Origin of the sequence: Priestia sp. Y58 (assembly GCF_029522095.1) — a bacterium.
Lineage (GTDB): Bacteria > Bacillota > Bacilli > Bacillales > Bacillaceae_H > Priestia > Priestia megaterium_E.
Genome location: NZ_JAKWFL010000007.1, coordinates 65155 through 86617 on the forward strand (window position 1 = coordinate 65155; position 21463 = coordinate 86617).

The 21463-nt window shown below is 39.3% G+C and carries 20 protein-coding genes; 16 read left to right on the top strand and 4 right to left on the bottom strand.

Annotation, left to right across the window (positions count from 1 at the left end; translation table 11 throughout):
• Positions 1-7 precede the first annotated feature (7 nt).
• The gene (locus MMB68_RS20240) at positions 8-973 is read right to left on the bottom strand and encodes an aminoglycoside phosphotransferase family protein (RefSeq protein WP_277447734.1); all 966 of its coding nucleotides are present in this window, start codon (positions 971-973) and stop codon (positions 8-10) included.
• Positions 974-1017: 44 nt separating this feature from the next.
• Between MMB68_RS20240 and MMB68_RS20245 the strand changes: the two genes are divergently transcribed.
• On the top strand, positions 1018-1215 hold the full coding sequence (locus MMB68_RS20245) for a hypothetical protein (protein WP_074680778.1): 198 nt from the start codon (positions 1018-1020) through the stop codon (positions 1213-1215).
• Positions 1216-1340: 125 nt separating this feature from the next.
• Entirely contained in the window at positions 1341-1760 is a 420-nt protein-coding gene (locus tag MMB68_RS20250) for a GNAT family N-acetyltransferase (RefSeq protein ID WP_217916018.1), read from the top strand.
• Positions 1761-1800: 40 nt separating this feature from the next.
• Here the strand turns inward: MMB68_RS20250 and MMB68_RS20255 are convergent, their stop codons facing one another.
• Both MMB68_RS20255 and MMB68_RS20260 read right to left on the bottom strand, forming a co-directional pair.
• Entirely contained in the window at positions 1801-3387 is a 1587-nt protein-coding gene (locus MMB68_RS20255) for a glycosyltransferase family 39 protein (protein ID WP_277549277.1), read from the bottom strand.
• Positions 3388-3539: 152 nt separating this feature from the next.
• Complete coding sequence (locus tag MMB68_RS20260) at positions 3540-4076, bottom strand: IseA DL-endopeptidase inhibitor family protein (protein ID WP_014459798.1); 537 nt, start codon at positions 4074-4076, stop codon at positions 3540-3542.
• Positions 4077-4790: 714 nt separating this feature from the next.
• On the opposite strand from MMB68_RS20260, the gene MMB68_RS20265 reads away from it, so the two are divergent.
• The 13 genes from MMB68_RS20265 (at position 4791) to MMB68_RS20325 (ending at position 19478) form a co-directional block, all read left to right on the top strand.
• On the top strand, positions 4791-6026 hold the full coding sequence (locus MMB68_RS20265; RefSeq protein ID WP_277549278.1) for a Zn-dependent hydrolase: 1236 nt from the start codon (positions 4791-4793) through the stop codon (positions 6024-6026).
• Between the two features lie 166 nt (positions 6027-6192).
• Positions 6193-6831 (top strand): response regulator, encoded by a 639-nt coding sequence (locus tag MMB68_RS20270; RefSeq protein WP_221815404.1) that lies wholly within the window; start codon positions 6193-6195, stop codon positions 6829-6831.
• Between the two features lie 4 nt (positions 6832-6835).
• Positions 6836-7957, top strand: coding sequence for a sensor histidine kinase (locus MMB68_RS20275; RefSeq protein WP_269870806.1), 1122 nt, complete (start codon positions 6836-6838; stop codon positions 7955-7957).
• A gap of 101 nt (positions 7958-8058) precedes the next feature.
• Positions 8059-8997: an ABC transporter ATP-binding protein gene (locus MMB68_RS20280; protein ID WP_221785128.1), complete on the top strand. Its 939-nt coding sequence runs from the start codon at positions 8059-8061 to the stop codon at positions 8995-8997.
• Positions 8998-9016: 19 nt separating this feature from the next.
• A complete protein-coding gene (locus MMB68_RS20285) occupies positions 9017-10123 on the top strand; it encodes an ABC transporter permease (RefSeq protein ID WP_277549279.1) in 1107 nt (368 codons plus the stop codon).
• Position 10124: 1 nt separating this feature from the next.
• The gene (locus MMB68_RS20290; protein ID WP_050690183.1) at positions 10125-11273 is read left to right on the top strand and encodes an ABC transporter permease; all 1149 of its coding nucleotides are present in this window, start codon (positions 10125-10127) and stop codon (positions 11271-11273) included.
• A gap of 245 nt (positions 11274-11518) precedes the next feature.
• On the top strand, positions 11519-12709 hold the full coding sequence (locus MMB68_RS20295) for an iron-containing alcohol dehydrogenase (RefSeq protein ID WP_264407630.1): 1191 nt from the start codon (positions 11519-11521) through the stop codon (positions 12707-12709).
• Positions 12710-12754: 45 nt separating this feature from the next.
• Complete coding sequence (locus MMB68_RS20300) at positions 12755-14188, top strand: GntP family permease (protein ID WP_013083445.1); 1434 nt, start codon at positions 12755-12757, stop codon at positions 14186-14188.
• A gap of 220 nt (positions 14189-14408) precedes the next feature.
• Positions 14409-14741 carry an IDEAL domain-containing protein gene (locus tag MMB68_RS20305; protein WP_277549280.1) on the top strand — a complete coding sequence of 111 codons (333 nt, stop codon included), beginning with the start codon at positions 14409-14411 and terminating at the stop codon, positions 14739-14741.
• Positions 14742-14863: 122 nt separating this feature from the next.
• The gene (locus MMB68_RS20310) at positions 14864-15436 is read left to right on the top strand and encodes a DJ-1/PfpI family protein (RefSeq protein WP_013083443.1); all 573 of its coding nucleotides are present in this window, start codon (positions 14864-14866) and stop codon (positions 15434-15436) included.
• A 71-nt stretch (positions 15437-15507) separates the two neighbouring features.
• Positions 15508-16620 (top strand): CdaR family transcriptional regulator, encoded by a 1113-nt coding sequence (locus MMB68_RS20315; protein WP_277549281.1) that lies wholly within the window; start codon positions 15508-15510, stop codon positions 16618-16620.
• A gap of 129 nt (positions 16621-16749) precedes the next feature.
• On the top strand, positions 16750-18162 hold the full coding sequence (glcD, locus tag MMB68_RS20320; RefSeq protein ID WP_277549282.1) for a glycolate oxidase subunit GlcD: 1413 nt from the start codon (positions 16750-16752) through the stop codon (positions 18160-18162).
• Positions 18159-19478, top strand: coding sequence for a (Fe-S)-binding protein (locus MMB68_RS20325; RefSeq protein ID WP_277549283.1), 1320 nt, complete (start codon positions 18159-18161; stop codon positions 19476-19478). Before glcD ends, MMB68_RS20325 begins: the two co-directional genes overlap by 4 nt.
• A 27-nt stretch (positions 19479-19505) precedes the next feature.
• On the opposite strand, the gene MMB68_RS20330 is transcribed toward MMB68_RS20325, so the two are convergent.
• Positions 19506-20510 (bottom strand): LLM class flavin-dependent oxidoreductase, encoded by a 1005-nt coding sequence (locus tag MMB68_RS20330; protein ID WP_277549284.1) that lies wholly within the window; start codon positions 20508-20510, stop codon positions 19506-19508.
• A gap of 234 nt (positions 20511-20744) precedes the next feature.
• Here MMB68_RS20330 and MMB68_RS20335 point away from each other — a divergent pair, with 234 nt between their 5' ends.
• Positions 20745-21380, top strand: coding sequence for a DUF1796 family putative cysteine peptidase (locus tag MMB68_RS20335; protein WP_264407620.1), 636 nt, complete (start codon positions 20745-20747; stop codon positions 21378-21380).
• Positions 21381-21463: the final 83 nt, after the last annotated feature.

Sequence of the window (21463 nt, forward strand, 5' to 3'; positions counted from 1 at the left end):
TCGGCTCTTATTTTTTATGCCCGTAATAGTACTCAAATAAGTGCTGAAATGCTTCTATAGCACGTGAAAAAGAAGCGGCGTCTTGGTGGTGGTCCTCTATTAACCAGCACGTGGCTAGTACAGAATGAGCGTATCCCCACAGTAAGATTCGTTTTTTACTTAGGTTTAATTCTTCGACAAATATATTGATTCGATGGTCAATTGTCTCTGCCACGTTTGTCTTAGGCAGATGATTTAAAAGAAAAGGGATAATTTCGTACTCTTTTTCTCCAATCAACCCTTTTGGATCAATTATTTTCCACGCTTCACCAGACTGTAAGATGTTATCATGATGCAAATCGCCGTGAAGCAAAAAAAGCTGCTGAGAAGTCCGGTTTAATTCAGAGAAAACGGATAGTGCGTGTTGAAGCGTTTCAGAAGAAAGAAAATCAATACCGCTTGGATACATTTGTGTATACTCTCGAAGCTGTTTCTCTCTTTTAATGGCTGTTTCGATAGTGGAGTCCGAGTGAGGCATGCGCCATAGAGATTTCATAAGCCTAGCAGCGATTAACGTAGCTCCGGCTTTAGTTGATAAAAAGGAAAGCGGGCATCCGGGAGACAGCTTTTCGAGCAGTAAAATGCCTTTTTCAGCATCGCTGTCCACTATTTTTACCGTGTTCTCACCGGCTAGTGCTGTCAGTGCTTCTTGCTCATGAAGCAGCTCTGAAGGCTCTACAAAGAGTTTTACAACTAGTTCGCTTCCATCTGCTTTATGCGCAGGAGCAACAAAGTGGTAAGAAAGGGGAAAGTGACTGTAAATGTTGATACGCCAGCGCTCTTCACAGTAGCGAATCAGCTGAGGAAAGTCAGCTAACCACTTTTGGCCTTTATGAGAGTGAAGGTGAGTAATCGTATCACAAAACGTTTGAGGCAGCGTATACATGCGTTTGTCTCCTTTGTTGTTTCCAATTTTTTCTGATAAACTCATCATATACAGCCTACATAGAATCTGTAAAGAAGGAGGAGATCCTATATATGAAGAAAAAGAAGGTGAAATCCCCTTGGGCTCTCGCGGGGTTTCCGCTTTATATCATTGGGTTTTCACTTTTACTTGCTGGAAGCGCACCGGAGTGGCTAGAAACAGTGAGTAAAATCATGATTGTTCTTGGAGTCATTTTGCTTATCATTGCAGGAATTGATCTTAAAAAACGAAAAAAATCAGTACAAGCCTAAAAAACTGCCGTTTGGCAGTTTTTTTATTTGGAGAAAGGGTAACAAGATAACTAGATAAAAATGTTGAATTATTATTCTTTTTGATGTATAAATATAATATAGAAAGCAACGGTATTGAGAGGAGAATGAACGTGTCCTACGTAATAAAAAAAGAGGTTCCGCCATTTGAGCAGTTTGCTGATCTGCATGAAGCGAGCGGATTACATAAAAGTAAAAAAGGAAATTATACAAAAGAGCAGCTGTTTGAAGCCGCAGCCAACAGCTGGTTTAGAGTCGGTATTTATGACAATGAACGATTAATTGCATTTGGCCGTATGATTTCAGATGGAATTTATCAAGCGCTTATTTGCGACGTGATGGTTGATCCCACATATCAAAACAAAGGGCTTGGAAAGCAAATTATTCAAGAGCTGTTGACGAAATGCCAAGAAAGCGGAATTGAATCGATTCAGCTATTTGCAGCAAAAGGAAAGCATCATTTTTATAAAAAATTAGGGTTTCAAGAAAGAGAAGAAGACGCGCCAGGCATGTCGCTTGTTATGTAAAAAAGCTCAGTGATCAATCATACTCACTGAGCTTTTTGTATTATGCCGTTTTTAAAACCGTACTTTTTTGGACTAAATTCCAAGCAACTTTTACTAAATAAACAACAAGCAAAACGTTTAGCATCGACGTAGCAAACATAGAAAACGGATAGGACGTACTGTTTTGCATGCTGCTGTCACCGTATAAAACAAAAAAAGTGTTCATAAAAATACTGATGCTAAATCCAAGAGATAAGTAAAGCAAGTTTTTGTCTTTTAAATAAATATAAGCGAGCAAAGCAAGCGCTGCTGCTGGAAATAAGTAGCGTTCATGCATGCTTGAAGAAAACGTAAATACTCCGGAAATTTGAATAAGCGCTGCAAGAGCGGCGTATTTAAAGCTCCGTCCTTTTATATAAATAAGCCAAGAAAAAATAGTCGTCGCGACGATAAAAATAAGTCCCCACGTATGATAGCTGAAAAACAGCAGCGTTGCAGAGCTGTCTTTATAGTTTGCGCCTATTAAACTAAAAAAGTTATAGGCGTTAACAGAGGCATACGGGTACTCTCCAATGGTGGATGAAAATAAATCGATAATCCACGTTGGATTTTTTCCAACTGAAAAAGGCAGTAAAATCACCGCAGCAGTGAAAGCCGCCGTTAAAGCAATGCCGAAGAAATGTTTCACTTGCTTTAGGCGAATGAGTTCGAAAAACAAAATGGGCAGGATAATAATCGCCTGCGGCTTCATTAAGACCGTTGCTGTAAAAATAACGGCCGACGCGTAAATTCTTTTTTCCGTAATCATTACAATCGCTAGGACAATAAGCAAAGTGAAAAATGAATCGACTTGTCCCCAAAACGTTGAATTAACTAAAATGGCCGGATTAAATAAATACCCAATTGCTAACAGATATGCAAAAGAAGGTGCCAAGTATTTACGAGCTAAACGATAGAGTAAATAAGATGTGACGACATCTGCTAAAATAGGCGGGATTTTAATCAACAGCGAAAAATACTGCTGAAAATCCGGTAAACTGCCAACTTTCCCAACGATAAACAAGATATAAATATAAAACGGCGGATAATCGCTTCCGCTTTTAGCATAGAAATTTGAAAAATGATTAGCCGCAACCGATGCCCAGTTTTTGAAAAGAGATGCATCCATATGAGAGCCTACCCACGGAATCAGTGCAATCCGGATAAATAGTCCAGTGCCAAGTAATGACCATAAAATAACGCGAGAATGCCCTATCGAATGATGCCATTTCTTTTTCTTTGATAACCCGTAAACGAAAGCTGCTGCTATAAAAAAGCCCACCGTATAAAGAGCGAGCGGCGCTTCATAGTCTTTATTAGCTCCTTGACTTCCGGCACCGTTATCCATAGATAGATTATGAAAAGGCGTTACGTGTTCTCCGGAATTGCTGGGTGAAGCGGGACCGTTTCCTGAAGGAAGACGATGATCCCACGAATTATTATCAGAAGCAGATATACCATTCGTAATCTTTTTTAACTGATGACTTTCTTGAATCGAAAATAAATGTTCTTCTCCTTTGTAGTGTGATAGTGAAACGATACTGAAAACCAATGCTAAAAGAAAAGCAGCCGTTACGATAAAAGCCGTTCTTTTTTGTAGTATGTTCATATAAAATCCTCCGATGACAATGTATCGAATAAGTAGTAGTGTGTATCCATACTATAAGGGGAGTTAGTGAAAATAAAGTGAAACTTCGTTAATAAAGAGCTAATGAGCACATAAAAAAGCAAGGTCTTGGTAGACCTCGCTTTTGGTACTGCTTATAGTACAGCATCAAACTTATTTACTTTCCACTGTGAACCAGATTTATAAAATGTAACGGTGCGTTTTACACTTCCTCCGTCAACTGTTGGAACCGTAAATTGATAAGAGCGAACATCGGCACGTTGATAAGTTAGTTTTGCTTTTGCTTTGTTCCACTCTAGCATGCTGAATCCGTCACCGACAGGACGAGCAAGCTTTCCGTTATATGTGATGTAGCGATAATTTGTTAATCCTTTTTGAATAGCACTGTTTGTAAACGTTTCAGATAAGTAGCTTACTAGTTTGCTTTTTGTATTAAAATCCTGACAAAGATATGAGTACTGAGTGCCTTTATAATTAAATGTTTTTTGAGTACATAAATTACCTTTAGATCCATGAAGTGCATTCCAGAAATGGTTGCTTGCGTTTGCTGCAATTTTTACCGCATTAGTCGTTGATAGATTTTGTGATGCTGCTTGAGCTGTAACTCCTGTGCTTAGTGAAAAGAAAAGAGCAAGTGATGCTAAGATTATTCCAAATTTTTTCATTTCCATTTCCCTCCTACTCATTCATTGAAATATATGTAACATTCATGCTGTTAATATTACAATTGTTACATTTATATTACAATACTTCTTTAAAGAAATAAAGAGTATTTCTTATATATGTTTGAATTATTCCCGTATTTTCTTAAATAAAACGTAGAATTAAAAGAAAACATATAAACAGTATGTCAATTATGTGTCACATATTTCGTCGCTTTACAAGTTCGTATATAATAGGAATAAATCGATCAATATGCTGATTTAGATAAATAGGTCAGGCACAAAAGGAGAACGTAAACTAATGGGTGTTTCAGAAGTGACATCAGGAATTATTATTACCACTGCCGTAATTGCTATTGTAATTATTACAGTTGGTGTTTTGGCTACAATGATTGCAATTGCGAAGAAAGCAAATAAAAAGTAAGTGTGTAGAGGAGAGTTAGTATAATAACTAATTCTCTTTTTTTTGAAAAAAACCTATTATTATTTTTATAATAAAAATGCATAAATAACGCGTGCATTATTCATAGAAAAAAGCAGGAAATTTACGTTTTGAAGCTAATAGATACATAAGGCAAGCTGCGCACTTTCATTACAAAAACAATGGAAGGGGTTCTAACAGACTTCAAGTGATATCGCCTATTTTATGTCATAATGAATGATATTCATTAACACAGCATCTTAGACGCACTTTATAACCAAATAATGAGGAGAGTGGTTGAGTTGCAACGACAAAAAGTAGCAGTGAATGGAGAAAGGTTAAAAAATACGCTTGAACGATTTGCCGATTATGGACGAACACCTAATAACGGTGTAACCCGCTTAGCGCTGTCAGAAGAAGACCGCTTAGCACGAGACTATTTTTGTTCATGTTGCCGTGACCTTGGAATGGATATTAAAATCGACGATCTTGGATGTATTTACGCTACGCTTGAAGGACTAGAAGATAAGCCGCCTGTTGTGATTGGCTCACACATGGACAGTGTAAAAAAAGGCGGAAGGTTTGATGGAATCCTCGGTGTAGTTGCAGGGTTAGAATTAGTAAGAACGCTAGTTGAACATAATATTAAACCGAAGGTACCGATTACGATTGTTAACTTCACCAATGAAGAAGGAGCACGTTTTGAGCCTTCTATGATGGCTTCAGGTATTTTATCGGGGAAATTTCAAAAAGACGTTATGATGAAGAAGACGGATGTTGACGGCGTGACGTTTGAGCAAGCGCTCCAAGCATGCGGATATGAAGGTGATACGAGGAACCGTCTGACGGACGCTTCTGCATTTGTGGAATTACATATTGAGCAAGGGCCTATTCTAGAACGAGAAGCCAAATCAATCGGTGTAGTCGAGTGCGTGCTAGGAATGGTATGCTATGAAATTGAAGTTACCGGTGAGTCAGATCATGCCGGCACGACGCCGATGGATATGCGAAAAGACGCGCTTTTTGCAACTAATAATTTAATTGCCGAAGCTCGTCACGAGCTCGGCAGATTAGATTCAAATTTAGTCTATACAATGGGGCGTATGAACGTACTGCCTAATATTCATACTGTTATTCCAAATAAAGTTATTTTTTCACTTGAAGCGAGACATACCGATGAAGACGTCATTGCATCCGTGGAAAAGATGATTCAGTCACTGCCTGATCAAGCGGAGCTGTTAGAAGGCTGCGAAGTGCGGGTGACCAAGCTTTGGGGACGCGATACCGTGTGGTTTGATAAAACCGTTTGCGATGAAGTGGAAGAATCTGTTCGTTCGCTTGGGTATTCCTACAAGCGAATGGTCAGCGGAGCTGGACATGACGCACAGTTTTTAGCTAGCTATATTCCGACGGCTATGATTTTTATTCCGAGCGTAAACGGAAAAAGTCACTGTGAAGAAGAGTTCACTCCTTGGGAAGAATGCGAAAAAGGTGTAAATGTACTGTTAGAGACGGTGATTAAGTTAGCTCAGAAGTAACAGGACCAAAGAGTAAACCTTAGAGGTTTGCTCTTTTTTAGTGCTTAGAAAGACTGCGAACTATCACATTGAACTTTTGGTTTATTATGGATACAATAAATGAGAAGCATCCGGATGGGTGTGAAAAAAGGATGTGAAAAAAAGTGAGATGTTCTCACTTAAAGAAATGAAAATTACTATTATTATTGCAGATGATAATTCGTTTATTCGAGAAGGAATGAAAATTATATTAAATACATACGAGGAATTCGACGTTGTCGCTACTTTAAAAGATGGTCAGGAAGCCGTTCAATATTGCAAGAATCATTCCGTCGATATTGCACTGTTAGATGTAAGAATGCCTGTCATGGACGGTGTAGAGGCTACAAAGCTTATTTCAGAGTCAACAAAAGCAAAGCCGCTCATTCTAACTACGTTTGATGACGATGAATATATTATTGATGCTGTAAAAAACGGAGCTAAAGGCTACTTGTTAAAAAATACAGAGCCAGAGCGCATTCGAGACGCAATCAAAAGTGTCTTCAATGGGCATACGGTTCTGCAAGATGTTGTGCTTGATAAGATCAAATCAAGTTTAAACGCTGCAACTGAGCGCCAGTCCAAAGCGGATATGACACAGTTTACCGAGCGTGAAACGAGCATTATGACGCTGATTGCCAAAGGGCTTTCAAATAAAGAAATTTCTAAAACGCTTTTTATTTCAGAAGGTACCGTAGCAAACTATATTAGTTCGATTTTAAGTAAAACGGGACTGGAGCACCGTACTCAAATTGCTATTTACTATTTAACCGGTAAAGGGAAGTAGGGCTATGGAAGTCGGATTAATGATGACTAAGCTCATCCTTATACTGTTTTTGGCTATTACGTACATTCAGTTTAATTATGTACACTCGATTTCAGCTATTGTGTTAGCACTGCTTCTTTACAGCTGTGTTAACATTGCAGCGTCCATTGTGAAAAAGAGAGTGTTCAAGCGTATGTTTATTGTTATTTCAATTGTCCTTATTCTATATTGTGCGTATAAACTTCATCCTTTGTTTTTTCTTCTTTTGCCGCTAAACCTTTGTGAGCTTATTGGAGAATCAGTCGTGAAAAAATGGATGGTGCTGCTGCTTGTTTTGCTTCCAGTGCTGCTTGTTCCCTCTGATAGTAGCGCTCTGTATGTGTTAGTCGCTGCGTTTACTTTTTTTATTTATACAGGAGCAGCTCTCTATCAAAAGCGGACAATCAATTACGAACAAAAGCTTGATGAAATGAGAGTAAGTATGCAAAAGCTGCAAAAGCACGTGAATGAAAATAAAGAGTATGTGAGACAGTCTCAATACGCTTCAAAGTTAGAAGAGCGAAATCGATTATCACAGGAAATTCATGATAAGATTGGTCATTCAATGACAGGAGCGCTTATTCAAATGGAGGCAGCAAAGCATGTGATGAAGCAAGACGAGGAAAAAGCGCTGTCTCTTCTTCAAAATGCGATTACTATTTCGAAAGAAGGTATTGAAGAAATTAGGTTAACGCTAAAAAGTATAAAGCCTCCGGCTGAGCAAATAGGAATCAGCCGGCTTAAATTATTTATTGGTGAGTTTGAGGCTAAGCATAGTATCGCAATGCCTCTTGTATACAAAGGGAATTTAGATCTTATCACGCCTCTTCAGTGGAAAATTATCCATGAAAATATAACGGAAGCTATTACAAACGCTTTAAAATATGCAGAAGCAACGATGATTGCCATTGAGCTTCACGTACTAAATAAAATGGTTAAAGTAGAAGTCAAAGACAATGGAAAAGGCGCTCACTTGTTTCAAAAAGGACTTGGCATAGCAGGGATGGAAGAGCGAGCCGCTTCCATTAACGGAACGGTGATTGTTGACGGAGCAAACGGATTTTCTGTTACCACACTGCTGCCGATAGGTGAGAAACTTCATACATAAATAATGAGATTTCTCATGGGGAAAAGGTGAACTTATGCACTGACGTAAGTTTGCCTTTTTTTCATAAAATAAGGATATACCAACACACTAGAGGTGAAATGATGAACGTATTATCCATTCAAAAATTAACAAAGAAATTTGGAGATTTTATTGCGGTAGATAATTTGTCTTTGCAAGTAGAAGAAGGAGATATATTCGGCTTTTTAGGAACAAACGGAGCAGGAAAAAGCACAACGATTCATATGGTGGCTAGTCTGCTTCAAAGCAACAGCGGCGATATTGAAGTGCTTGGGAAAAATATAAAGAAACACCGAAATTTCGCAAAGATGAACATTGGAATTGTTCCGCAGGACTTGGCGATTTATGAAGATTTGACAGCCTATGAAAATGTGAAGTTTTTTGCAGGTCTCTACGGATTAAGAGGATCACTTCTTAACGAACGAGTGGAAGAAGCTTTAGCGTTTGTAGGGCTTTTAGATAAACAAAAGGCTTATCCGAAAAGTTTTTCAGGAGGAATGAAAAGAAGGTTAAATATCGCATGCGCAATTGCTCATCGTCCTAAGCTGATCATTATGGATGAACCGACGGTTGGCATTGATCCTCAGTCGCGAAATTATATTTTAACGTCTGTAAAAAAGCTAAATGAAATGGGAAGCACAATCATTTATACGAGTCACTATATGGAAGAAGTAGAAGAGGTATGTACAAAGATTGCAATTATTGATCATGGCAAAATTATTGCAGAAGGAACAAAAGAGCAGCTGAAATCGATTATCACCGATACAAAAGATATTTGGATTGAAGTAAAAGAAGCGGACGATATAGATTGCAGCGGTCTAAAAGACATTCCGGGAGTAACAGCCGTTACGTACGAAGATGGAATCATTAAAATTAATTCAAGCGCCGAAGTGAATAACTTGAACAAAGTCATTCATTATTTAATGACGCATCATATCGAAATTAAAGCAGTCAAGGAGCAAGCACCAAATTTAGAGACGGTCTTTCTGACGCTCACAGGACGCAGTCTAAGAGATTTATAAAAGAAAGGAGGAATAACGAATGAATATTATTGCAATTGCTTTGAAAGAAATGAAAAGTGATCTGCGAGATAAGCGTGCATTTATCTTTATGATTCTTTTTCCGCTAGCTCTTGTCCTTATTTTAGGTACAGCTTTGTCTCAAGCCTTTAATAACGATATGAAGATAGACGACAGCTATGTTCTCTATAAAATCGACACAAGTAATGAAGAATCTGCTGCTTTTAAGCAGTTTGCTGCCTATGCAGAAAAATCGGGCATTCACTTTAAAGCGCTGAAAAAAGATCAGGATGGAAAAAAAGAAGTAAAAGAGCAGCGCTATACAGCTTATGTAGAAGTGAAAGACGGAGACATTCATCTCTACGGAAATGAAGAAAACAGCATTGAATTCAACATGGTCCAAGGTATGTTAAGCACTTTTGTGGATAAGTACAATGTGGCGATGGAAGTGGCCAAAGTAAACCCTCAGCAAGTGGATAATCTGCTCCGTGCGTCTAAGCATGACTATATTCAAGAAACATCTCTTCATTCTCAAAAACAGCCAAATTCAATAGACTACTACGCCATTTCAATGACAACTATGATTGTTTTGTACGGATCTATCTCAGCGAGTTATTTAATTAGAGGAGAGCGTATGCGAAATACGGCCAATCGATTAGTAGCCGCACCGATTAAAACCGCTGAAATTTTTGTAGGAAAAATTTTGGGCACTGTTTTGGTTCACACCATTTGTGTATTAGTGGTCATTATGTCGACTAAATATTTTTTTGATGCCAACTGGGGAGATCATTTACTCTTAGTACTCGTAATGTTAGTATCTCAGATTCTTTTTGCCATTAGCTTTGGATTAGGAGTTAGCTACCTTACGAAGACGGAAGCGGCGTCAAGAGCAATTATTATGGTCGTTATTCAAGTGTCGTGTATTGTGGGAGGAACCTATTTTCAAAATGGATCTGGAGAGGGCTTCGTCAATGTATCACCTTTAACCTGGATGAATAATGGACTTATTAAATTGATCTATACAAATGATATCGGCGCTTCTCTTTCAGTGATCGGGTTGAATGTAGGCTTCTCTATTTTATTCCTGGGCATAGCAATTGTGCTTTTGAGAAAAAGAGAGGGGTTATAACATGAAAAATATCATGTGGCTTGTCACAAATATGCTAAGAAATATGCTGCTTAGAAACAAAAGGACGCTTGTGCTTGTTATTGGTTTGCCTATTGCAGGGGTTTTAATGTCCGTTCTTATTTATGGAAATGCAGGAGGGACTTCGGTGAATATCGGAGTTGTCAATCACGATTCAACGGATATTACAAAAGATACCGTTCAGTTTTTAAAAGGACTGCACAAAACAAATGTTAAAATGCTTACGGACAAAGAAGTGGATCATGAGATTACGTCAAAGAAAGTTGATGCGGTTATTACCTTTGAAAAAGGGTTTTCTGACAGCGTCAAAGCGAACAAACCAGATCATATTACAATCACTTCAATAAAAGGAGCAGAAGTAACGAGCTTTATTAAGTCTTATCTGTATCAATATATTGATAATATTTCTGCGCTGAATCAAGCTGCTGAAGGCGACGATGCTGCGTTTAAACAAATGTATGAGAATTATCAAAAAGCGCCATTCCACGTCTCTACGCACGCCCTTGAAGACAAAGGAACCGATCAAAATATTGTCAAGCAGACAATTGGGTATTTAATTATGTTTATGCTTTTTTCTGCGGTAAATTTATCGGCTCTTATCACAAAAGAAAAAGAGCAGCGAACGTATTTTAGACTGTTAGCTTCGCCAGTTAGTGCAAGGCAATATGTGATATCCAATGTTATTACAAATATGATTTTATTAACTCTGCAAGTAATGATTACACTTGTGTGTATTACGACTTTTTTTCACGTAGATATGAACATTCCCGTGTGGCAGCTGTTTTTCATTTTAGTTTTGTTTGGTCTAGTAGCCATCGGCTTGTCTCTTGTAATTATCGCTTTTACAGAAAGTTCAAAAGCAGCGAATGGTCTTCAGACGCTTATCATCACGCCAACTTGTTTACTGTCCGGCTGCTTTTTCCCGCCTGAGTTTATGCCGGATGTGATGCAGAAAATAGCCGACTTTCTTCCTCAAACGTGGGTATTAAGTACGTTAAAAAGTGTTCAACAAGGAGCTGATTTAAGCAGCCTATGGTTAAATATCAGCATTTTACTAGCTTTTGCACTTGTTTTTTTCCTGCTGTCTATTTATAAATTAAATCGAAATAATACTGTTCAAAAGTTTATTTAAATGGTAAAGTCAGAGAATACCTCTGGCTTTTTTTGTAATTTTTAAAAAGTTACAAAAAAAGATTGAAAAATATAAGATGAAATTTTAGAATGAAAGAGGAAAGGGGTATACAAAAAGAGAATAAATAGGGGAGAAAAACGAAGTTCATGTTGGTTTTTTGCACAAATAAATGAAATCGCTTACATAAGTCAGCATGAAAAGACGGAAGGAGAGATTGTCAGCGAGATAACAAAGGGGGAAAAACAGTGGGAATTTATGAACTACTTGTACCACGCACGGTTTTATATGGAGAAGGATCATTTTCTAAAATTGGAGAACAAGCTGCACTGCTTGGGACAAAGGCATTGCTTATAAGTGATGACGTTATGGCGAAAGCAGGCAATGTAGAAACTTGTCGTCGTTACTTAGCAGAGGCTGGCATGGACTGTGCCGTGTATACAGGCGTAAATTCAGAGCCGACAGATATTCATCTAGATGAAGCGCTTGCCATATGTAAAACGGAGCAGTGCGATGTGGTTATTGCCTTAGGGGGAGGCAGCTGTATCGATACTGGAAAAGCGGTTGCCGTTATGATGACAAATGAAGGGCATCTACGAACGTATTTTCAAAATCAACAAGATTTTCAAGGTAGTCCTCTTCCTTTGGTTGCCGTGCCTACGACTGCTGGAACAGGCTCAGAAGTGACGAAAGCGACGGTTATTACAGACACGGCGTACGATGTAAAAATGATGCTCGCAAGGCCGCAATTATTGCCTGATACAGCCATTGTTGATCCGTTATTAACTCTATCATGTCCAAAACACGTAACGGCAGCTACAGGAATTGATGCACTCAGTCATGCGGTCGAAGCGTATTTGTCTAAAAAAGCACATCCTTTTACGGATTCACTTGCGCTTCAAGCAATTGAGTTAATTATGAAAAATATTCGTCTAGTGTACAGAAATGGAGAAAATCTTCAAGCAAGAAACGAAATGGCCTATGCTTCTATGCTTGCGGGGATGGCGTTTTCAAATTCATCCGTTGCTCTAGTGCACGGTATGTCAAGACCTATTGGCGCGTTATTCCATGTGCCGCACGGTATTTCTAACGCGATGCTCCTGCCTGCGGTTTTGGACTATACAAAAGAGGCTTCAATCGATCGTTTAGGTGAAATAGGACAAGCTCTTTTTCCGAACGTATCATATACAAAAAAAGAAGGAGCAGATGTGTTAATTGAAGCCATCAAGCAGCTTTGTATCGACTTAGAGATTCCTAATCTTCAATCGTGGGGCATTGATCGCCAGCTATTTTACGCGGCTGTTGAGAAAATGGCAGCGGATGCGATTCAAAGCGGAAGTCCTGCTAACCATCCTGTTGTACCGACGGCAGAAGAAATTATCCAGCTGTATTACACGTGCTATGAATATGAGTTTAAGTCTGCACTTTATAAAAAATAAGATAAATTCAAAACAAATTGAATGAGGGATGAAAGGGGAAACGTTATGGATTTGCTGATTATTTTGCTGTCTCTGGGGCTTTTAATGCTGGTTGCTTACCGCGGATTTTCAGTTATTTTGTTTGCTCCACTTTGTGCGCTGTTAGCCGTTATTTTAACGGAACCAAGCTATGCACTCCCGTTTTTCTCAAACGTTTTTATGGAGAAAATGGTTGGGTTTATAAAAAACTACTTCCCGGTCTTTCTATTAGGAGCAGTCTTCGGGAAGATGGTAGAAATGTCTGGAGTCGCTGAATCGATTGCGAAAACAATTGTTAAAGTAGTAGGAGCTAAACGAGCCATCTTGGCTATTGTTTTAATGGGAGCAATCTTAACCTACAGCGGCGTAAGTTTATTTGTTGTTGCGTTTGCAGTTTATCCGTTTGCGGCTAACTTATTCCGCGAAGCGAATATTCCAAAACGATTAGTACCGGGAACGATTGCATTAGGAGCTATTTCGTTTACCATGGATGCACTTCCGGGTACACCGCAAATTCAAAATGTTATCCCAACGACTTTTTTTAAAACAGACATCTATGCTGCTCCGACACTGGGGATTATCGGATCGGTTATTGTCTTTAGCTTAGGTCTTTGGTATTTAGAAAGCCGAAGCAAAAAAGCAAGAAAAGCTGGAGAAGGCTACTACGGGTTCAATAATGAACTAGCTGCTGCTGCAGAGCTAGAAAAAGAGTCTGTACCTTCTACAGAACCTAAATATGAACCTAGCGTAGCAAGACAGATTCTTGCATTTGTTCCGCTTGTGCTTGTAGGGGTGGCAAACAAATTTTTTACTGTGTCTATTCCAAAATGGTACCCAGACGGTTTTGATTTTGCCAAAATTGGCCTTGAAGCGTTCGGAAAAGTAGATTTAACCGCAGTTGTTGGGATTTGGTCAGTGGAATTGGCACTTGTTATTGGAATTATTACAACGATTGCGTATGACTGGAAGAGAGTGACCACCGGTTTCCAAGCGGGTCTTAACGCAAGTATTGGCGGAGCGCTTCTCGCTGCGATGAACACGGGAGCTGAGTATGGATTTGGAGGCGTTATTTCATCTCTTCCTGGCTTTGCAACCGTTCGCGATGGTATTTCACATACCTTTACAAATCCGCTTGTCAATGGAGCCGTTACGACAAACATTTTAGCCGGTATTACAGGCTCTGCTTCTGGAGGTATGGGAATTGCGCTTAGTGCGATGGGAGATAAGTATGTAGAAGCTATTAATCAGTACAACATTCCTCCTGAAGTTATGCACAGAGTTGTAGCGATGGCATCAGGCGGTATGGATACGCTTCCTCATAACGGAGCCGTTATTACACTGCTTGCCATTACAGGGTTGACACACAAACAGTCTTACCGAGATATTTTTGCCATCACTGTTATAAAAACGCTCGCATGTTTCTTAATTATTGGAATCTACAGCTTAACTGGACTCGTATAACCAGTAAAGAGGTTGAGAAAAAAGTAGTTTCGTTGAAGAAAGATCCGAACGATGAATTGTTCGGATCTTTTTATTGTTGCAGTGATTTAGTTGTATATCAAGATTTTTGCTCTAAAACAGATTCTTTGACTTTCTAAACTGTAAGTATTATGATTACACTACTTTCTGCAGTACTATATGCCGTTACATTAATTCTTAGCATGTTTATGAAGAAAGGAGAATGACTGTGAAGCTATTTGAAGGAAATTTAAAAGTAGGCGACTGGGTCAAAGGAAAGTCTCGCGACGGTGAACTTATATACGGATATATTAAAACGATTAATCCATCTAAAAAAGCAGCACTAATCAACGTTGTAAAAAGTGATGATGAAAAAATGGTCGGTACAACCATTGGCATGATGGATGAAAAAATAGAGAAGCTGCCCCTTCAAAAAACGGCGCACGAAGAGCAGATTCTTTCATTGATTGATCTTGCGCTGCTAACAAAAGACGAATCTTGGTTTATCGAATTAACAGCTGAATTAAAAAGAGTACAAGATAAAAAGCAAGGCTGACATTCCTAGTAAAGGAATGAAGGCCCTGCTTTTTTTATTATTCGTAGAGAGAAAAGCAGGAATGGAAAGCAGCTTGCGAGAAGAAGTAAATGACGACATTAAGAAAGAAAAGGTGATAAAAGATGAGTAAACGTGTCTTGATTTTAACAGGAGATGCCGTGGAGGCATTAGAAGTTTTTTATCCGTATTATCGCTGTTTAGAAGAAGATATTCAGTGTACCATTGCTTCTCCCGTGAAAAAGAAGCTCCAAACGGTTGTTCATGATTTTCTTCCAGAAATGGAAACATTCACAGAGAAAACGGGATATAAAATTGATTCTCACGCTTCTGTCGATGAAGTGGATCCTGCCGATTATGATGGTCTTATTATTCCTGGAGGACGGGCGCCTGAATACATTCGAATGAACACAAAAGTTCAGGAAATTGCTGCGCATTTTTTAAAAGAAAATAAACCTTTAGGCGTTATTTGTCATGGTCAGCTCGTGTTAACGACGGTTAGAGAGTATCTGCAGGACAGAGAAGTGACAGCGTATCCTGCTTGCCGACCGGAAGTAGAAGCGGCGGGTGCTGTATTTGTGGAACAGACGCTTCATGTAGACAGAAACCTAGTAACCGGACAAGCTTGGCCGGATTTACCTAAATTTATGAAAGAGTTTTTTAACGTGCTAAAAAAAGCTGAAAAAGTGAACGCATAATAAAAAAAGCGGGCTGAGAGAAAAGAATTCTTTCAGCTCTTTTAATTGATGATAGGTGAGGTGTAAACAGCGTGCAGCTAGTGTCTGAACTGTCGAAGAAAATTATAAAAGAAGTACAGCTTGTGATGAAAGAACATGTAATTGTAACGGATCCACGCGGAATTATTATTGCGTCTACAGAAGAAAAGCGGGTTGGTTTTTTTCACGAAGGCGCGTGGAACGTGATGCAAAAAAAGCAAAAACTATATATCTCCAAAAAAGAAGCAGCAGATTTAAAAGGAGTTAAGCCAGGAATTAATTTGCCTATCAGTTATCAAGGAGACATTATTGGCGTTATTGGCATTACAGGTATTCCAGAAGCTGTTGAGCCTTTTGCAGACATTATTCGAAGATTAACAGAGCTAATTATTCGCGAAGCATATTATATAGAAACAAAGGAATGGGAAAATAAAGGAGTGGAAGCTTTTTTTCGTGAATGGATTTACAGCCAGCAGGTAGATGAAGAATTTATTGAACGAGGCCATATTTTAGGAGTACAAGCAGACAGTGCTTATTGCTGCACGCTGTTTCAAATTGATTCATCTCTTTCGAAAAATAAGCAGCAGCAGGTACAAGAAACAATTCGCTACTGGTTTGAAAGTCATAAAGCTGACGGAGATTATATCGCAAACTGGGGATATGATCGTTTGCTTTTACTGAAAGAAGCGGTAGGTGAAAAGGCAAGGCATGGATTTAAAGAAGAATTAAAAAAATGTCAGCAGTACATTCAAGCAAACAACCAAGTTATGATCACTATTGGTGTAGGAAAGCCGGCGGAGCAATTTAATTTGCATGCTTCATATGAAGAAGCGAAAAAAGCGCTTAAAGTGGCTTCAAAACGTCAAACCGTTGTTTTTTATGAGGAGCTGCTGATGGACATGATTTTAGAAGACGTTTCTAAACCTGTAAAAAAGGAATTCTTGAGTCGAGTGCTTTCCACTCTCTTAAAAGAAAAAGAGCTGCTTGAAACGCTGAAGTGCTATTTAGCCAACGATCAATCGTTAAAAAAAACGGCAGTTGATTTACATATTCATATCAATACGCTTCATTACCGCTTGAAGCAAATGAAAGAACTAACAGACATTGATCCAAAAAGTGTAAAGGGTATCACGCTTTTTTACCTTGCGCTGTCTCTATTAGAGTAAAGTGCGCCCTTCGTTAGATAAACATACAAAAAAAGAGTTTTTAAAGCGCTTTTTTTTAGTTCTTTATCTATAGTCCCTCGTGGCTTCTGAAACTATAATAAGAGTAAGAGATATATAAGGAGGAACGTTATGCTTAATGAACGAACAAAAGCAAAGCTCATTGAAGTTGTAGGATCAGCCAACTTTCAAGATAGCAGTGAAGCAAGACTCGTGTATTCCTATGACGCAACACCTAACTTTCAGTCGCTTCCTGATGCGGTTATTATGCCTGAAAACAAAGAACAAGTGAAAAGAATTTTAACGATATGCAACGAAGATCACGTGCCCATTGTTCCAAGAGGTTCAGGTACAAATTTAAGCGCAGGAACGTGTCCCACGCAAGGCGGAATTGTTCTTACCTTTAACCGGATGAATAAAATTTTAGAAGTTGATGAAGAAAATTTAACGGTTACCGTTCAGCCGGGTGTTATTACGTTAGATTTAATTAACGCTGTAGAGGCAAAAGGTTTATTTTATCCCCCTGATCCAAGCTCCATGAAAATATCAACTATTGGAGGAAACATCAATGAATGTTCAGGAGGATTACGAGGCTTAAAATATGGCGTGACAAAAGATTACGTTCTTGGTCTTGAAGTAGTTCTTGCAAACGGCGACTGTATTAAGACGGGCGGCAAGTTAGCTAAAGATGTAGCTGGCTACGATTTAACGAACTTGTTTGTTGGTTCTGAAGGAACGCTGGGCGTCGTGACAGAAGCCATTTTAAAGCTCATTCCCATACCTGAAACAAAACAAACTCTGCTCGCGCTGTTTGAAGACATGGACGCAGCCGCTAAAACGGTTTCAGCTATTATTGCACATAAAATTATTCCAGCCACGCTTGAATTTTTAGATCAGCCGACGTGCGAGGTAGTAGAAGATTTTGCGCAAGTTGGGCTGCCAACAGATGTAAACGCTGTCTTATTGATTGAACAAGACGGACCGCCAGAAGTGGTGAAGCGCGATATTGAAATGATTTCACGCATCTGCAGCGAAGGAAACGCTGTATCGGTAAAAGTAGCGGCTTCGCAAGCAGAAGCAGAAGCGTTAAGTACAGCAAGAAGATCAGCCCTTTCTGCTTTAGCGCGAATGAAGCCAACGACGATTTTAGAAGATGCAACCGTCCCCCGGTCTAAAATTAGTGAAATGGTCAAAGCGATTAATGAAATTGCCGTAACATATAACGTTAAGATCTGTACGTTTGGTCATGCAGGAGACGGAAATCTGCATCCGACTTGTTTAACAGATGCGCGTGACAAAGAAGAGCTTCACCGCGTCGAACAAGCTTTTGAAGCGATTTTTCATAAAGCCATTGAGCTTGGAGGAACGATTACAGGTGAACACGGAGTCGGAGAAATGAAAGCACCGTATTTAGCATTGAAGATGGGCGGAGAAGGAGTAGCAGCGATGAAAGCAATCAAGTATGCTTTGGACCCGCAAGGAATTATGAATCCAGGGAAAATTTTTGCTAAAGACACGAGAAAAAGAGTGGTGGTTCGTTCATGACGGCAACAAAAGACATTCAGCAAGCGTTCAAAGAACGGTTAGATTATGACGAGTTAATGAATTGTATGAGATGCGGTTTTTGTTTGCCAAGCTGTCCGACGTATGGCCAAACGAATCAATATGAAGCAGCGTCACCGCGCGGAAGAATTGCTTTGATGAAAGGAGTGGTAGACGGACTTATTGAACCGGATGAATCTGTTGAAAAGCAATTAAATCTTTGCCTTGGCTGCCGAGCGTGTGAGCCTGTTTGTCCTTCTGGTGTGAAGTACGGACACTTATTAGAAGAAGCGCGTGATATTATTCAGCAGAAAAAACGACATAAATGGCCGGTGAAAGCGCTCAGGCATATGGTGTTTGAACAGCTTTTTCCGCATAAAGAACGATTAAAAAATGTACATTCTCTGCTTGCTTTCTATCAAAGAAGCGGCTTGCAAAAAGCTGTTCAAAAAACAAACATACTAAACGTTCTGCCTGGTAATTTAGCACAAATGGAAAAAACGCTTCCGCCTGTGCCAACCAAAAAAGAAATGAAGAAACGTCCTTTTTTATTTGAAGCAGAAGGAACAAGAGAGCGTACGGTTGCTTTTTTTACAGGGTGTCTAATGGATACGATGTTTATGGAAACAAACAACGCGACGATTGCACTTTTACAAACAGCGGGGTGTAAGGTCGTCATACCAGAAGTGCAGACTTGCTGCGGCGCACTGCATGCGCATGGAGGAGAGAAAGATCAGGCAAAGAAGTTAGCGAAGCAAAATATTATGGCGTTTGAATCCATTCAAGCGGATGATATTGTTCTTAATGCAGGAGGCTGCGGTGCGCTGTTGGTAGAATACGATCATTTATTAAAAGAGGAGCCGGAATGGAAAGAAAGAGCAGAGGCCTTTTCTGCAAAAGTGAAAGATTTTTCAGAGATTCTAGTGCAGCAGCAGTTTGTGGAAAAACAAAAGTTATCGCTGCCAAGTCAAATTATTACGTATCAAGACTCGTGTCATTTAAGAAACGTGATGAAAACGTCCAGCGCACCGAGAAAACTGATCCAAGCGATTAACGGAACGGTGTTTAATGAAATGGAAAATGCGGATCATTGCTGCGGCTCAGCGGGTATTTATAACTTAACGGAACAAGAGATGTCTATGCAAATTTTAGATTATAAAATGGAAAAAGTAAAAGAAGCCCATGCACATACGATTGTAACAGCAAACCCGGGCTGTCTCATTCAAATGAAGCTAGGCGTAGTCAGAGAAGGAGTAGAAGAAAGTGTAAGGGCCGTTCATCTTGCAGATTTACTTCTTGAAGCCGTAGAAAGCAAATAAAAAGGCCGGACACGTCCGGCCTTTTTATTATTTGAACAGCTGAGAAACAATTTCGTACGAACGAAGGCGAGCTTTGTGATCGTAAATTTGAGCGTTAATCATCAGTTCATCTGCTTCTGTTTCTTCAATAAACTGTTCAAGCTTGACTTTAATCGTCTCAGGGCTTCCGACAATAGAAGAGCCCAGCTGCTGTTGAAGAGAAGCTTTTTCAAAGTCAGTCCATAGTTCATCCATATTATCCACAGGAGCTTTTAGTTTACCCGGTGTGTTTCGAATTAAATTTAGAAACTGCTGCTGCATAGAAGTAGCCAAGCGTTCAGCTTCTCTATCTGTATCAGCAGCGATTACGTTTACACCTAACATTGCATATGGTTTCTCTAACACGTGGGACGGCTTAAAATAACGGCGATACATGTTAAGAGCTGTCATTGTATTATTAGGTGAGAAGTGACTTGCAAATGAAAATGGCAAACCTAGCTGTGCAGAAAGCTGTGCGCTAAAACCGCTTGAGCCAAGCAGCCAAATCGGAATATTTAAACCTTGACCTGGAACAGCTTTAACGCGCATCTGACTTTCTGAAGCCGGTTTAAAGTATTCCTGCAGTTCAGCTAGCTGTTCTGGGAAGTCACTGCCGTCGCTTCTGCGGTCGCGTCGCAGCGCCTGTGCTGTCAGCTGATCTGTCCCTGGCGCTCTCCCTAAGCCTAAATCAATACGTCCTGGAAATAGTGATTCAAGCGTGCCAAAATGCTCAGCAATAACAAGCGGAGAATGGTTAGGAAGCATAATACCGCCAGAGCCTACGCGAATACGTGACGTGCCTGCAGCTACATGACCAATTACAACAGATGTAGCGGAGCTTGCGATACCTGTCATATTATGATGTTCAGCTAGCCAGTAGCGGTTATACCCCCATTTTTCAGCGTGCTGAGCTAAATCTAATGTATTTCTAAGTGAGTCAGATACAGTTCCTCCTTCAACTACAGGGGAAAGATCCAATACGGAAATCGGAATATCTTTTAATGCTTTACTCATCAATTTCATCTTCTTTCTTTAAAGACTTCATAGGCCTTGTTATTTCAATGGAATACAAGTATTTTAACAATAATCTTTCGAGTTCCAAAATATTTTGCTTCGGTTATTTTCCTTTCAGTTATTGCTCTTTATTTACACAAGTTTTTAAGAAGCAAAAAGCTTGTACGGTATAAGGCAGAAGCCGCCTCTTTCTATAAAAAGCTGTCATATTTTATAGTAGAAAGGAGGATGAACATGGTTACTTTAAATGAACTAAAAAGCAAGCAGTACGATATGATATACAGTTTAGGCTATAACTGTTTTCCAGGGATATACATGAAAAAATATTCTTTGCGAAAACAAGCCGGCGTGATTGATTGGTGTATTAGCATTTCTCTTTCTCATGTCAATCAGCTGTTGAAAAATCGCTGTAAAGACTTATTTGTATATGAACACTTAACCTATATCAGTTCTTTCGGAGATGGTTCCACGCTTAGACTGCGTGATAAGGTGTATCAAATTGATTCTGCTCATGATTTTCCGTCGTCTATTAATACAGAGACTAACTGGCTTTCATATAATGAAGTCAAAGAAAAATATGAACGGAGAACGGAGCGATTTTTAACGTCGATGGAGACCAGTTCTTGTATATTGTTTATTCGTATGGGCGGAACGTATGAAGAAGCGAAAGAATTAGAGCATATTTTAAAGGGAATGGTCAAAAACGATTTCTATATACTGCTGCTGACAAACAGTGAAAAAGAACTGTTGTCCGAAGCTAACTGGGACTTGCCTTATACATGTGTCTTACATGCACCTATTTTTTCAATGGACGTGCTGCGCGATGATAAAGTATGGGAAGAGCTCTTAAGCGGGGTTGTTATAAAATAAAAGAAACTCTTTTTGTTTAATACGGGAATGAAAAAGCTCGTTTTTTTCATAGACTTTGTTATATCTGTGTATCAAAGGAGATG

Excerpts from the sequence above, each read along its gene's own strand:
- MMB68_RS20310 (WP_013083443.1), top strand. The coding sequence starts at position 14,864 with ATGAGTAAACGTGTCTTGATTTTAACAGGAGATGCCGTGGAGGCATTA.
- MMB68_RS20270 (WP_221815404.1), top strand. The coding sequence starts at position 6,193 with ATGAAAATTACTATTATTATTGCAGATGATAATTCGTTTATTCGAGAA.
- MMB68_RS20275 (WP_269870806.1), top strand. The coding sequence starts at position 6,836 with ATGGAAGTCGGATTAATGATGACTAAGCTCATCCTTATACTGTTTTTG.
- MMB68_RS20250 (WP_217916018.1), top strand. The coding sequence starts at position 1,341 with ATGAACGTGTCCTACGTAATAAAAAAAGAGGTTCCGCCATTTGAGCAG.
- MMB68_RS20305 (WP_277549280.1), top strand. The coding sequence starts at position 14,409 with ATGACTGTGAAGCTATTTGAAGGAAATTTAAAAGTAGGCGACTGGGTC.
- MMB68_RS20290 (WP_050690183.1), top strand. The coding sequence starts at position 10,125 with ATGAAAAATATCATGTGGCTTGTCACAAATATGCTAAGAAATATGCTG.
- MMB68_RS20300 (WP_013083445.1), top strand. The coding sequence starts at position 12,755 with ATGGATTTGCTGATTATTTTGCTGTCTCTGGGGCTTTTAATGCTGGTT.
- glcD (WP_277549282.1), top strand. The coding sequence starts at position 16,750 with ATGCTTAATGAACGAACAAAAGCAAAGCTCATTGAAGTTGTAGGATCA.
- MMB68_RS20285 (WP_277549279.1), top strand. The coding sequence starts at position 9,017 with ATGAATATTATTGCAATTGCTTTGAAAGAAATGAAAAGTGATCTGCGA.
- MMB68_RS20255 (WP_277549277.1), bottom strand. The coding sequence starts at position 3,387 with ATGAACATACTACAAAAAAGAACGGCTTTTATCGTAACGGCTGCTTTT.
- MMB68_RS20335 (WP_264407620.1), top strand. The coding sequence starts at position 20,745 with ATGGTTACTTTAAATGAACTAAAAAGCAAGCAGTACGATATGATATAC.
- MMB68_RS20260 (WP_014459798.1), bottom strand. The coding sequence starts at position 4,076 with ATGGAAATGAAAAAATTTGGAATAATCTTAGCATCACTTGCTCTTTTC.
- MMB68_RS20325 (WP_277549283.1), top strand. The coding sequence starts at position 18,159 with ATGACGGCAACAAAAGACATTCAGCAAGCGTTCAAAGAACGGTTAGAT.
- MMB68_RS20240 (WP_277447734.1), bottom strand. The coding sequence starts at position 973 with ATGATGAGTTTATCAGAAAAAATTGGAAACAACAAAGGAGACAAACGC.
- MMB68_RS20245 (WP_074680778.1), top strand. The coding sequence starts at position 1,018 with ATGAAGAAAAAGAAGGTGAAATCCCCTTGGGCTCTCGCGGGGTTTCCG.
- MMB68_RS20330 (WP_277549284.1), bottom strand. The coding sequence starts at position 20,510 with ATGAGTAAAGCATTAAAAGATATTCCGATTTCCGTATTGGATCTTTCC.
- MMB68_RS20280 (WP_221785128.1), top strand. The coding sequence starts at position 8,059 with ATGAACGTATTATCCATTCAAAAATTAACAAAGAAATTTGGAGATTTT.